The 12891-nt window shown below is 72.8% G+C and carries 10 protein-coding genes; 7 read left to right on the plus strand and 3 right to left on the minus strand.

Features of this window, described 5'->3' with window-relative positions; all coding sequences use genetic code 11:
* Positions 1-61 precede the first annotated feature (61 nt).
* From ACWEPL_RS38310 to ACWEPL_RS38335, 6 genes are read left to right on the plus strand one after another with little or no spacing between them, the layout of a single operon-like run.
* Complete coding sequence (locus ACWEPL_RS38310) at positions 62-745, plus strand: response regulator transcription factor (protein ID WP_313044633.1); 684 nt, start codon at positions 62-64, stop codon at positions 743-745.
* Complete coding sequence (locus ACWEPL_RS38315; RefSeq protein ID WP_452439049.1) at positions 742-4014, plus strand: DUF4153 domain-containing protein; 3273 nt, start codon at positions 742-744, stop codon at positions 4012-4014. Before ACWEPL_RS38310 ends, ACWEPL_RS38315 begins: the two co-directional genes overlap by 4 nt.
* Before the next feature lie 8 nt (positions 4015-4022).
* Positions 4023-5564 (plus strand): N-acyl-D-amino-acid deacylase family protein, encoded by a 1542-nt coding sequence (locus ACWEPL_RS38320; protein WP_363962579.1) that lies wholly within the window; start codon positions 4023-4025, stop codon positions 5562-5564.
* 48 nt (positions 5565-5612) lie between these two features.
* Positions 5613-6680, plus strand: coding sequence for an alanine racemase (locus ACWEPL_RS38325; RefSeq protein ID WP_452439050.1), 1068 nt, complete (start codon positions 5613-5615; stop codon positions 6678-6680).
* A 9-nt stretch (positions 6681-6689) separates the two neighbouring features.
* Positions 6690-7070: a RidA family protein gene (locus ACWEPL_RS38330; protein ID WP_185071114.1), complete on the plus strand. Its 381-nt coding sequence runs from the start codon at positions 6690-6692 to the stop codon at positions 7068-7070.
* Positions 7071-7079: 9 nt separating this feature from the next.
* Positions 7080-8276, plus strand: a complete 1197-nt coding sequence (locus ACWEPL_RS38335; RefSeq protein WP_350728524.1) for a hypothetical protein — start codon at positions 7080-7082, stop codon at positions 8274-8276.
* Here the strand turns inward: ACWEPL_RS38335 and ACWEPL_RS38340 are convergent.
* Together ACWEPL_RS38340 and ACWEPL_RS38345 are read right to left on the minus strand one after the other, a co-directional pair.
* Positions 8262-8810, minus strand: a complete 549-nt coding sequence (locus ACWEPL_RS38340; protein ID WP_397368179.1) for a TetR/AcrR family transcriptional regulator — start codon at positions 8808-8810, stop codon at positions 8262-8264. The two genes, ACWEPL_RS38335 and ACWEPL_RS38340, sit on opposite strands and share 15 nt — an antisense overlap.
* 4 nt (positions 8811-8814) lie before the next feature.
* The gene (locus ACWEPL_RS38345; protein ID WP_364244133.1) at positions 8815-9429 is read right to left on the minus strand and encodes a LysE family translocator; all 615 of its coding nucleotides are present in this window, start codon (positions 9427-9429) and stop codon (positions 8815-8817) included.
* Between the two features lie 102 nt (positions 9430-9531).
* Here ACWEPL_RS38345 and ACWEPL_RS38350 point away from each other — a divergent pair, with 102 nt between their 5' ends.
* Positions 9532-12288, plus strand: a complete 2757-nt coding sequence (locus ACWEPL_RS38350) for an ATP-binding protein (RefSeq protein WP_452439051.1) — start codon at positions 9532-9534, stop codon at positions 12286-12288.
* Between the two features lie 7 nt (positions 12289-12295).
* On the opposite strand, the gene ACWEPL_RS38355 is transcribed toward ACWEPL_RS38350, so the two are convergent.
* Positions 12296-12874, minus strand: a complete 579-nt coding sequence (locus tag ACWEPL_RS38355; protein ID WP_452439052.1) for a TetR/AcrR family transcriptional regulator — start codon at positions 12872-12874, stop codon at positions 12296-12298.
* Positions 12875-12891 lie beyond the last annotated feature (17 nt).

The raw sequence follows: 12891 nt of genomic DNA on the forward strand, positions 1-12891 counted from the left end.
GCACTGTATGTGCACAAATTTAGGAGTGTCGTCTGCACAGGCCGCTTCTAGGCTTTCGTACGTGGCAGAGCAGCGACGCATCCTCGTGGTCGAGGACGATCAGACGATCGCGCTGGCCGTACGGAACCGGCTGGCCGCCGAGGGCTTCGACGTCAGGGTGGCCGGCGACGGGCAGGATGCCCTGATCCAGTACGGCAAGGCGGAACCGGACCTGGTGATCCTCGACCGGCTGCTGCCGGGGCTCGACGGGCTGGAGGTGTGCCGCCGGATGCAGGCGGCCAGGCCGGTGCCGGTGCTCATGCTGACCGCGCTCGGCGAGGAGACCGACGTCCTGGTCGGGCTCGGCGTGGGGGCGGACGACTACCTGGCCAAGCCGTTCAGCATGCGCGAGCTCGTGGCCAGGATCCACGCGCTGCTGCGCAGGGTCGAGCGGGCGGCCCAGCTCGCGGCCGAGGACACGGTGATCAGGGTCGGCGAGGTCGAGATCGACACCGCGGCCCGCCGGGTGTTCGTCGGAGGCGCGGAGGCGCAGCTCACCAGGACGGAGTTCGACCTGCTGCGCCGGTTGGCGGAGCGTCCCGGGCAGGTGTTCGAGCGGGACCGGCTGCTGTCGGACGTGTGGGGCTTCTCGGAGGCGGCGGCGACCAGGACCGTGGACAGCCACGTCCGGGCGCTGCGCCGCAAGCTGGGCTCCGACGTGGTGCGCACGGTGCATGGCGTCGGCTACGCCCTGGTGCGGCGATGAGGCCGCTCGACTTCCTCGGCCGCATCAAGGTCAAGCTCGGCATCGTGATCGTGCTGGCCGTGGGGACCGCGTTCGTGGTGAACGAGGTCGGGCTCAACTCGGGCCTGTCCCGCGAGTTACGCATCGCGGTCGCCGTGGTCCTGGCGTTGATCATGGTGCAGCTGCTGGCCACGGGGATGACCAAGCCGCTGCGCCAGATGGCCAGCGCCGCCCAGACGATCGCCAAGGGTCTGTACGGGCTGCGCGTGACCGCCACGTCGCGCGACGAGGTCGGGGAGCTGGCCAGGGCGTTCAACGCGATGGCCGCCGACCTCGGCGAGGTGGACCGGCAGCGGCGCGAGCTCATCGCGAACGTCAGCCACGAGCTCCGCACCCCCATCACCGGCCTGCGCGCGGTCCTGGAGAACGTCGTGGACGGCGTCTCCGCCCCCGACCCCGTCACCATGCGGACCGCGCTCGCCCAGACCGAACGCCTCGGCCGCCTCGTGGCCCAGCTCCTGGACCTGTCGCGGCTGGACTCCGGCGTACGCCTGATCGAGCCCGAGGCCGTCGAACTGGCGCCGCTGGTCGAGCAGGCGGTGCGCGAGGGGGCGCTGGCCCGCGACGACGTCGCGATCCGGGCGTCGGTCCCCGCCGACCTGGTGGTGCGCGCCGACCCCGACCTCCTCGCGCAGGTCCTGGCGAACCTCCTCGACAACGCGGTACGGCACAGCCCCTCGGACGGGGTGGTGACCGTGACCGTCGCGGCGAAGGGGGCCGGGGTGCTGCTGGCCGTCGCCGACCAGGGGCCGGGGATCCCGGTCGCGGCCAGGGGACGCGTGTTCGAGCGCTTCTCCCGGCTCGACGCCGGGCGGGCGGCCGACTCCGGGGGCGCCGGGCTGGGGCTGGCCATCGTGAAGGAGATCGTCGAGCTGCACGGGGGCTCCATTCGCATCGACGACTGTGCGGGATGCCGCATGGTGGTCGATTTACCAGGGAGGACGACGATGGCGGATGTGCCGCTGGAGGGCGGTGAGCGGGGCACGGGGACCGAGCAGTTGCCGGAGGCTCTGGACGTCGCTGCCCCGACGACGGCGGGTTCCGAGACCCCCGATCGCGCTGCGGAGTTGGTGGTCACCGCCTCGGCTGGGGACGGCGCCGAGGTGGTGGGCCCGGCGGCCGACGCGGTCGAGGGTGGTGCGGCTTCAGGTGAAGGGTCCCGTGACGCCGCCGGAGTCGCGGCTCTCGTAGCCCTGGCCACGGTCGGTACGCCCGGCCGCCCCGCCGCCGAGAGCGAGACGGGCGCCGTCGTCGCGGCCGGGCCGGCGGCAGGCGTGGGAGGACCCTCAGGGCTCGCAACCGGGGTGGGCGTGTCCGCGGGGTTCGCGGCGGGTGCGGGCGCGTTCGCCGGTGGCGGGGGTGCCGGGCTCGCGACGGGTGTGGGTGCGCCCGGTGGTGGTGTTGCCGCGGGGGGCACTGGGCGTGGTGCCGGGGTGCCGGCGGGCAGCGCGTTCGTCAGGATGATCGGGGGTGCGGTCATCGGTGTGCTGGTCGGGTTCCTGATCGGCCTGTTCGCCGCCGTGCTCGTCAGTGTGACCCTCAGCGACGGGATGGCCCTCGTCACGCTCGTCATGTGCACCGCGCTCATGGGCGCGGTCGGCGCGGGGATGGGGGCCGGGTCAGGGCGCCGGGCGGCCGTGGCGGCCTACCAGTCGGCGCAGGTCGCGGCGTACCAGTCGGCGGCCCAAGCGGCGGCGGGCCAGGGGAGCCCGCAGGTTGCGGCGCCGCACCGGAACCAGGGAGGGCCGCCGCCGCCCTACGTGCCGCCGCCCCTCTTCCCCAGGCCCGAGCTGCCCGACTCGCCCCGCTGGCTGCTGCCCGCGGCGGCCGGGGCCGGGGTGTTCGCGGCGGTGGCGTTGCCCGAGGCGCAGGTCGGGCTGGGGATCGTGCTGGTCGCCATGGTTCTGGGCGCGGCCGCGCTGCCTGCCGTGTTGCGACGGATGACGCCGTGGACGGTGGCGTTCGGGCTGACGGCGTACTTCCTGATCTCGATGGCGGCGGTGCGCGACGCGGACTGGCTGGTCGCGATCCTGCTCGTGGCGGGGGCCGGTCTGGGCGCGCTGGCCGTGTCGGGAGCCGGGGCCGGGTGGCTCGGCGTGATCAGGGGCGGCGTGTCCGTGATGCTGGCGCTCGGCCCGGTGCCGTGGTTCCTGGCCCAGCCGCTGAAGAAGCTGACCGCCAGGCGGCGCTTCATGCCGATGCTGGCCGCCCTGGGCATCACGGCGGTGCTGCTCCTGGTGTTCGGGCTGCTGTTCGCCTCGGCGGACGCGGTGTTCGCCTCCTTCCTGGAACGGCTGACGACCGCGCCGGACTGGGCGGAGTCGGCGCCGGTGCGGATCTTCCTGTTCGGGCTGTTCGCCGTGCTGCTGGCCGCCGTGGTGCTGGTCGCGCTCAGACCGGTGGTGGACCCCGTGGGGCCGGAGCCGAAGTTCACGGTGAGCAGGAGTGTCTGGATCGTGCCTCTCACGGCGGTGAACCTGCTGTTCGCCTCGTTCGTGGCGGTGCAGATCACGGCGCTGTTCGGCGGCAACACCTGGGTGCTGAAGACGGCCGGGCTCACCTATGCCGAGTACGCCAGGCAGGGGTTCTTCCAGCTCGTGGTGGTCAGCGTGTTCGTGCTGGGCATCGTGGCGGTCGCCAGCGGGATGCTCAAGGTCGAGCGGCGCGAACGCTGGCTGCTGGCCGCGCTGCTCGGCGTGCTGTGCGGGCTGACCATGGTGGTGCTGGCCTCCGCCCTGCACCGCATGAACCTCTACACCGAGGCGTACGGCCTGTCCAGGTTGCGCCTGTCCGTGCAGGCCACGGTGTGGTGGCTGGGCACGCTGTTCGCGCTGGTGCTGCTGGCGGGGGCGGCTCGGCTCCTGGGCCGCGGCTCCGGCTGGCTGCCGCGTACGGTCGTGCTGGTCACCGGGCTGGGCCTGGGCGCGTTCGCCATCGTGAACCCCGATCTCCAGGTCGCCCACACGCAGGTCGAGGTGCGCGGCGTGAGCAAGCTGGACTCCGACTACCTGGGCGACCTCGGCGCGGAGGCCGTACCGGCGCTGGACAAGCTGCCGGAGCCGCAGCGCAGCTGCGTGCTGGCCGACGTGGTCGCGGCCAACGGCCTGTCCCGCCCCGACCCCTGGAACGGCTGGAACCTCGACCGGGCCCGGGCTCGCGCCGTGCTGGCCGCCCGGCCGATCGTCAAGTCCGTGGAATGCCCTCCGGCGTATTCGCGCGGCTCTGATTGAATCTTGGTGTGAGGTTCGACGTAGTCATCAACGGCGGCCGGGTGCTCGACGGGACGGGCGCCCCGCCGTACCGGGCGGACGTCGCGGTCGCGGACGGCAAGATCGCGGCGATCGGGAGGCTGGGCGGCGCCGGGGCGGAGACCGTGATCGACGCGACGGGGCGATTCGTCGCGCCCGGCTTCGTCGACTGTCACGCCCACGGCGACGCGGCCGTGTTCGACCCGGCGGTCCAGCGGGCGGCGCTGCGGCAGGGGGTGACCACGTTCGTGCTGGGGCAGGACGGCCTGTCCTTCGCCCCGGGCTCGGCCGCCACCGTCGCCTACGCCTCCCGCTACTTCGCCGCCGTCAACGGGCCGCTCGACGGCCCGCTCGCCGCCGATGGGCCGCTGACCGTCGGCGAGCTGCTCGGCGGCTACGACCGCGCCGTGGCGCTGAACACCGCGTACCTCCTCCCGCACGGCACCATCCGCTACGACGTCATGGGGCCCTCGCCCGAGCCGCCCTCCCGCGACCACCTGGCGGCCATGCTGCGGCACGTCGAGCGGGGCCTGTCGGAGGGGGCGGTGGGCCTGTCGACCGGCCTCGAATACCTCCCCGGCCGCTACGCCACCGCCGAGGAGCTGGCCGCCCTGTGCGCCCCGCTCGGCGGCCTCCCGTACGTCACCCATATGCGCGCGTACGGCCCTCAGGCCGGCGTGGGCATGACCGAGGTCATCGACATCGCCGAGCGCTCCGGCGCCGCCGTGCACGTCTCCCACCTGCACGGCCCCGCGGACGTGCTGCTGCCCCTGGTCGAGGAGGCGCTCGGGAAGGGCGTGGACCTCACCTTCGACACCTACCCCTACCTGCGCGGCAACACGATCCTGGCCATGGTCGTGCTGCCCGGCTCCGTGCCGGGCGCCGAGACCGACCGGGCGCTGGAGATGATCGCGTCCGACGAGCTGGACGGCTGGTGGCCGACGCTCGACGCCGTCTGGCCACGGCTGACCGTCTCGCACGCCCCGGGGATGGAGTGGGCCGAGGGCCTGACCATCGTGGCGGCGGCCGAACGGGACGGGTCGGCGCCCGCCGAGTTCTGCCGCCGTCTCCTGACGGAGACGCGGCTGGAGGCGGGCGTCGTGTCCGCCCGCCCCGACGAGGGCCCGGAAGGGGAGGAGTCGGTACGCAGGATGCTCCGGCACCCCTCGCACACCGGCGGCTCCGACGGCATCTATGTGGGCGGCCATCCGCATCCGCGGGGTTTCGGGGCGTTCGCCAGGTTCCTCGGCCGGCACGTGCGGGAGCTGGCCGACTGGACCTGGGAGCAGGCCGTGGTGCACCTGGCCTCCCACCCGGCCAGGCGCTTCGGGCTGACGGACCGGGGGCTGGTGCGGAGCGGGTTCGCGGCCGACGTGGTGGTGTTCGACCCGGCGGCGGTGGGCGACCGGGCGACCTACGAGGCGCCGCGCACGCTCGCGGCCGGGGTCGACGACGTGCTCGTGTCGGGCGTACGCGTACTGGCCGGGGGAGAGCTGACCGGCGCCACTCCGGGGCGTGCGCTCCGTCCATGATTGCGGCGAAGGTCTGAGATAGGGTCGGACGCGGACGAAAGGGGCATTGTGCTCGGGCAGCAGGTCTTCGCGGGTGGACTCGAACTCCCCCTCATGGTCGTGCACCGGGACGCGCTGGAGCACAACATCGAGACGATGGCGGCCTTCGTCCGCGATCACGGCATGGAGCTGGCGCCGCACGCCAAGACTCACATGTCCGCTGAGATCGCCGCGCTTCAGCTCGAAGCGGGCGCCTGGGGGCTCACCGTCGCGACGCCGCGCCAGGCGCGGGTGGTCCGCGGGTTCGGGGTGGGCCGGATCCTGGTGGCCAACCAGCTCGTGGACCCGGCGGGGCTCGACTGGGCCGCGGGCGAGCTGGAGCGGGATCCCGCGTTCGAGCTCCTGAGCTTCGTGGACGCCGAGGCCGGGGTGGACATTCTCGCTCGGCATGCCGCGTCCCGGCCGTTCCGGGTGCTGGTGGAGCTGGGGCACGAAGGCGGACGAGCCGGGTGCCGGTCCCTGGAGCAGCTGCTGAGCCTGGTGTCGTACGTGCAGGGGGTCCCGGGCGTCGAGCTGGCCGGGGTCGCCGGGTACGAGGGCGCGCTGAAGACCGCCGACGAGGTCCGGAAATATCTGTACTTGCTGCAGGAGGCCGTCGAGTACGTCCGCCTCAAGAACCCGATCCTGACCGTGGGCGGCAGCCAGTGGTTCGACGTGATCGGCCGCGAGCTCGTCACCACCCAGGCCAGGATCCTGCTGCGCAGCGGCGCGTACGTCACCCACGACGACGGCTACTACCGCGAGCGCACCCCGTTCAACCGCATCGAAGGGGAGCTGCGCCCGGCGCTGGAGGTCTGGGCGCACGTGCTGTCCACGCCCGAGCCCGGGCTGGCGATCGTGGGCATGGGCAAGCGCGACGCGCCCTACGACGAGGGGCTGCCCATCCCGCGCCGCGACGGCGTCACGATCGTGAAGATGCAGGACCAGCAGACGGTCGTGCGCGCCGACGGGCTCAAGCCCGGCGACCTGCTGGCCTTCGGCATCTCCCATCCCTGCACCGCGTTCGACAAGTGGCGCGTGCTGCCCCTGGTGGACCAGGACTACCGTGTCGTTGGCCAGATAACCACCAATTTCTAGGGAGACACGGTGAAAAAGGAGCTCAGGACCACCGAAGGCGCCGCCCCGATCGGCGCCTACTCGCAGGGTCTCGTGGTGGGGGACTTCGTCTACACCTCCGGCATGGGCCCGCTCGACCCGCAGACCGGTGAGATCGTCGGCGACGACGTGGCCACCCAGACGCACCAGGTCATGCGCAACCTCGGAGCCATCCTGGCCGCCCACGGCCTCGGCTTCGACGACGTGATCAAGTCCACGGTCCACCTGCAGCACCTCGAGCGCGACTTCGCCGCCTACAACGAGGTTTACAAGTCCTATTTCAGCCAGCCGTTCCCCGTGCGCACCACCGTAGGATCCCAGCTGTTGGGCATCCTGGTGGAGATCGACTTCGTCGCTCACAAGAGCGCTTAAGGTCTGCTTGTGGACAGTTCGGTGTACGTCTTCGTCGAGGACCTGCGCGGCGAGGGCGTCGAGCGGGTGCTCGACAGGATCAGCGCGTACGGCGTGAGCGGCATCACCGTCGGCGCCGTCCACCACGCCTCCCGCGACGTCACCCCGCACGGACTGTCCCGGCTGACCATCCGCCACGACGGGGCGCACTTCCCCCCGCCGTCCGATCTGTTCGCCGGGCTCCGCCTGTCTCCCGTGCCCGGCTATCTGAACGCCCTCGACGGGCTTCGCGAGGCTTGTGCGAAGCGGTCCATGAAGCTCCACGGATGGACGGTCTTCCTGCGCAACGCCACGCTCGGCACGAAGCATCCGGACGTGACCGTACGCGACTGCTTCGGCGACCGCGGCTCGCTCACCGACCTGTGCCCCGCCCACCCCGACGTGCGCGAATACGCGGTCGCGCTGGCCCGGGCGGTGGCCAGGCTCGGGGTCGACAGCGTGGTGGCGGAGTCGCTGCACTTCAGGCCGCTCAAGCCGCAGCGCTCGTTCGTGCCGCTGGGGCCGATGGACGCGTACCTGTTCGCGCTCTGCTTCTGCGACTACTGCATGCGCCGCGCCACCGACCTGGGCGTGAACGCCGAGGTGGCGCGCGACGAGTGCGCCAGGATCGTGGGCGGCGTGTTCGACGGCGACCCGCCCGCGCAGGGGGAGGTGACCCGGGCCGCGCTCACCGCCTACGCGGGGCCCGACGTCGTGGCCTACGCGCGGGCCCGGTCCGAGACCGTCACCACGCTGGTGTCCGAGGTGGCCTCGGCGGTGGCAGACGAGGGCTCCAAGCTGGTGTTCATCGACTCGACCGGCGCGGTCAAGGGCTACACGGACGGGCTGCCCACGCCCGGGCTCGCGGCGCACGACGCCTGGCAGCTCGGGGTCGACCTGGTGGCGCTGGGTGACCTCGTCCCGGCCTTCGGGGTGCTGGCGTACGCGCGGGACGCGGCTCGGGTGGCCGACGACGTGGGCGCCTACCTGCGGTCGGTGGGCAAGGACCGGGAGGTGCGGGCGGTGCTGCGGCCCGGCTACCCGGACAGCGACTCGACGGACCGGCTGGTGGCCAAGGCCCGGGGCGCGAAGGCGGCGGGCGCGCTCGCCGTGGACTTCTACGCGTACGGGCTGGTGCCCCACCCCGTGCTGGACCGCATCCCGGCCGCGCTCTCAGAAGCGTTGTAGCCCGTCCAGGAGGGCCGAGACGGTCGCCGTGGGGAAGTCGTCGGCGACCGGCAGGCCCCGGAAGACCGCCCGCATCCACACGGCCCCGGCCAGCAGGTCGACGATCAGCATCGGGTCCACCGACCCCTTCAGCTCGCCCCGCCGTACCGCACGCTCGAAGATCTCCCGCTCCCGCGCGAAGCGGTCGGCGAAGAAGCGGCGGGCGTCCAGCTCGGGATGGCGGACGGCGGCGGCCAGCGCGGCGACGGCGATGTCGCTGGACGGCGGCTCGGTGAGCAGCCGCCGCACCCCCTCGACCAGCGCGACCAGGTCACCGCGCAGGCTCCCCGTGTCCGGCGCCTCGAACCCCAGCACGTCGGCCTCCACCAGCGCCGCCCCCAGCAGCGCGGCCTTGGACGGCCACCAGCGGTAGATCGTCGTCTTGTTGACGCCCGAATGCTCGGCGACCCCCTCGACGGTCAGCCCGTCGTAGCCCTTCTCCGCCACCAGCCGCAACGTCGTATCGAAGATCTCCTGCTGTTTCCTCGGCGCCATAGGGTCATTTTCTCCCGGCGAAGGCCGTGGCCACTCCCAGTCCCAGGTAGACGAAGCCGCTGACGTACCGGAGGGTCCTGGCCCGGGTGGTGAGCCGGGTGCCGAGAGCGCCGGCGGTGCAGGCGTACACGACGTCGGAGATCAGCCCCAGGAGCAGCAGCGTCAGTCCGAACAGCACCACCTGGAGCGCGGGCGAGCCCGCCTCCGGGCGCACGAACTGCGGCAGGAACGCCAGGAAGAACAGCGCCACCTTGGGGTTCAGCACGTTGACCAGCACGCCTTCGAGGAAGACCTTGCGCAGCGGCTGGGGCGGCGGCGCCACGCCCTCCGTCTCCTTGCCGGTGAACGCGCGGATGCCGAGATAGACGAGGTACGCAACGCCGGCCCACTTGACGACCGCGAACAGCGTCGCCGACTGCGAGATCACGTACGACAGGCCCGCGGCGGCGGCCGCGATGTGCACGAGCGTGCCGGTCTCCACGCCGAACGCGCTGGCCAGGCCCGCCGCCCTGCCCTGGGCGAGGCCCCTGGCGGTGATGTAGAGATGGTTCGGGCCGGGGATGAGCACCAGGGCGAGCGAGGCCGTGATGAAGAGGGCGAAAGTCGTTGGCTGAATCACGAAACAGCAGCGTAAAATGCCTTTGGTATGTAGATGAGGGCCAATCTTGGTCCAATTTCCTGGACCAATGGGATGTCAGTGGGGCGTGGCATAGTTTCTGGCGTGAACGGTCTTCTCGTCGGGCGCTCTACAGAGCTGTCCGGACTGGTGCGGGTGCTGCAGTCGGCAGCCGAGGGCACGGCCGGGGTGGCGCTCGTCGGCGGAGACGCGGGCATCGGCAAGACCCGGCTGATCTCGGAGCTGGTGTCCGAGGCCCGCGAACGCGGTTTCCACGTGCTGGTCGGCCAGTGCGCCGAGCTGGGCGACGCGCTGCCCTACCTGCCGCTGGCCGACGCGCTGCGCGGTGCCGAGCCGGCCGTGCGCGAGGCCGCCGCCGCCCATCCCATGCTGGGCCAGCTGCTGCCGGGCGTGGAGAGCGCCCCTTCGGCGGGGCTCACGCAGCAGCGGCTGTTCGGCTCGCTGCTGGGGCTGCTGGCCGACGTGCAGCCGGTGCTGTTCGTGATCGAGGACCTGCACTGGGCCGACCGGTCCACCCGTGACCTGCTGGTCTTCCTCAGCCGCATGGTGCAGAGCGAGCGGGTCTGCGTGGTCGGCACCTACCGCACCGACGACCTCCACCGCCGCCACCCGCTCCGGTCGGTGCTGGCCGAGCTGCGGCGGCTGCCCACGGTGATGGGCGTCGAGCTGGGGCCGCTGGGCTCCGGCGACATGTCCGACTATGTCACCACTATGGGTGAGGTGGGCGCTCAGGAGCTCGGCCTCATCGTGGCCCGCGCCGACGGCAACCCGTTCTACGCCGAGGAGCTGTTCGCGGCGATGGCCGAGGGCGACAGCCTGCCCGACGGGCTGGCCAGCCTGCTGATGTCCAGGGTCGAGCTGCTGTCGGAGGCCGGGCAGCGGGTGCTGCGGGCCGCCGCCGTGGCGGGCCGGCGGGTGGAGGACGAGCTGCTGCGGGAGGTGTCGGGGCTGCCGCTGGCGGAGTTCGAGGAGGCGGTCAGGGAGATCGTCTCGCGCGGGCTGCTCAGGGTCGACGGCTACGGCTACACCTTCCGCCACGCCCTGCTGCAGGAAGTGGTCTACACCGATCTGCTGCCCGGCGAGCGCACGCGGCTGCACGCCGCCTTCGCCAAGCTGCTGACCTCACCCGCCGAGCTGGCCCACCACTACCTCGCCGGTCACGACCTGGCCGGGGCGCTGGCGGCCTCCGCCGAGGCGGGGCGCCTGGCCGAGCGGCTCGGGGCTCCGGCCGAGGCGCACAGCCACTACGACCAGGTGCTCGGCCTGTGGGAACGGGTCGAGGGCGCGGCGGAGCTGGCCGGGGAGGGCCGGTTCGCGCTGGCGCTGCGCAGCGCCGTGTCGGCGGCCGACAGCGGCGACAAGCATCGTGCGATCACCCAGCTCAAGGCCCTGCCGCAGACGTCCGAGGTCAGCGAACGCCTGGCCTACTACCTCTACGAAGCCGACGACCAGCCGGGCGCCATCGCGACGGCGGAGCGCGCGGTGGAGAGCGCCGAGGATCAGCCCGCGCTCGCCCGCGCCCTGGCCACCTATGCCCGCACCCTGCTGTGGAGCACCCGCCACCGCGAGGTCGAGGCCCTGACCGCGCGGGCGCTGGAGACCGCGCGCGCGTCCGGTGCCAGGGACGCCGAGGTGGGCGCCCTCCTCACGCTGGCCGCCTACGTGGAGCACCAGGGCGACGTGGCCAGGGCTCACGAGCTGATCGAGAGCGCCTCCGCCGAGGGCTCCGGCGACCTGGCGATGGACCTGCGCGCCCATTTCCAGCACGCCCGCATCCACTACGAACAGGGACTGCTGGCCAAGGCCGCCGAGGTGGCCGACGCCGGCGTCCGCGTGGCGACGGAGACCGGGCTCAGGTGGAGCACCTACGGCACCGACCTGCGCTTCCTGCGGTTCCTGATCCACTACGTGGCCGGTGAGTGGGACCAGGCCGAGGCGGTCGCGTCCGGCTTCGGCACCCGGGTGGGCACGCTGCCGGAGGCGACGCTGTCGTCGTTCGCGCTGTTCATCGAGGTGGCGCGGGATCTGCCCGCGGTCGAGGCGCGGCTGAGCTGGGTGCGGCCGTTCTGGTACGACGAGCTGGCCGGATACATCTCCCGTGGCCTGGCCGCCGAGCACGCGCTCTGGCACGGCGACCCCGCGGCGGCGCTCGACCACGTGCGGGCGGTCCTGGCGCCGATGGTCGACGGCTACGCGTGGATCCTGCGGCTGGCCGCCATCGGCCTGTGGGCGCTGGCCGAGCTCGGCACCACCGAGGGCGCCGACGAGCTGCGCGCCCGCGCCCGCCTCGCCGTCGAGTCCGGGCCCACCGGCGAGCCCGGCCATCTGGGGCCCGAGGGGCTGGCCTGGGCGGTGCGGGTGGAGGCCGAGTGGCATCGCGTGCACGGGCGGCTCGACGTGGAGCTGTGGCGCCGGGTCGTGGAGGCGTTCGACTTCGGGTTCGTCTACGAGGTGGCGCGGGCTCGCTGGCGGCTGGCCGAGGCGCTGCTGGCGGCCGGCGACCGGGAGGCGGCGCAGGCGGAGTGGGCCCTGGCGCGGGAGACGGCGGAGCGGCTGCGGGCCACGCCGCTGGCGAACGCGCTGCAGGAGTTCGGGCGGCGGGCCCGGTTCGTGCCCGCCGGCGGGCACGGCGGCGGCCAGGGCGACGGCGGGCTGACGGCCCGGGAGACGGAGGTGCTGCGACTGGTCGCCGAGGGCCTGACCAACCGGGAGATCGGGGAACGGCTGTTCATCGCGCAGAAGACGGTCAGCGTGCACGTGTCCAACATCCTGGGGAAGCTGGAGGTCTCCACCCGCACGCAGGCGGCCGCGGCCGGACGGCGGCTGGGGCTGCTGGCCTAGCGCGGGGTCAGGCGGGCCGGGTGAGGTGGTCGATGAGCAGGTCGATCCTGGCTTCCTGATGCTCGGCCGGGATCCGCCCGTCGTGGGCCAGGGTGGCCAGGCCGTGCAGGGAGGCCCACACCACCTCGGCGAAGACGCCGGGATGGTGCTCACCGGCCACCGGCTCCAGCGCGAGCACGAACTCGCCGAACGCCGCCCGCAGCTCCTCCGGCGTCTCGTCGGTGGCGAAGGGGATGGCGACGGGCATGACGAACATGGCCTCGTACAGGGCGCTGTGGGTGCGGGCGAAGTCGAGGTAGGCCGTCGCCACCCGGCGCAGCACCGCCTGGGGGTCGCCGCCCGCCGTTCGCGCTGCCCGGAGCTTGTTCGCCAGCTCCACGAACCCCTCGATCGCCACCTCCCGCACGATGGCGTCCTTGCCCTTGAAGTGGCTGTAGAGCACCGGCTGGCTGTATTCGACGCGCTCCGACAGGCGCCGGGTCGTCACGGCGTCCCAGCCCTCGGACTCGGCCAGTTCGCGGGCGGCGGTGATGATCAGCTGGTGGCGCTGCGCGCGTTCGCGTGCTCGGCGGGCGGCTATCGACATACCTCGCATGCTAGCAT

The sequence above is a fragment of the Nonomuraea sp. NPDC004186 genome (assembly GCF_053603495.1).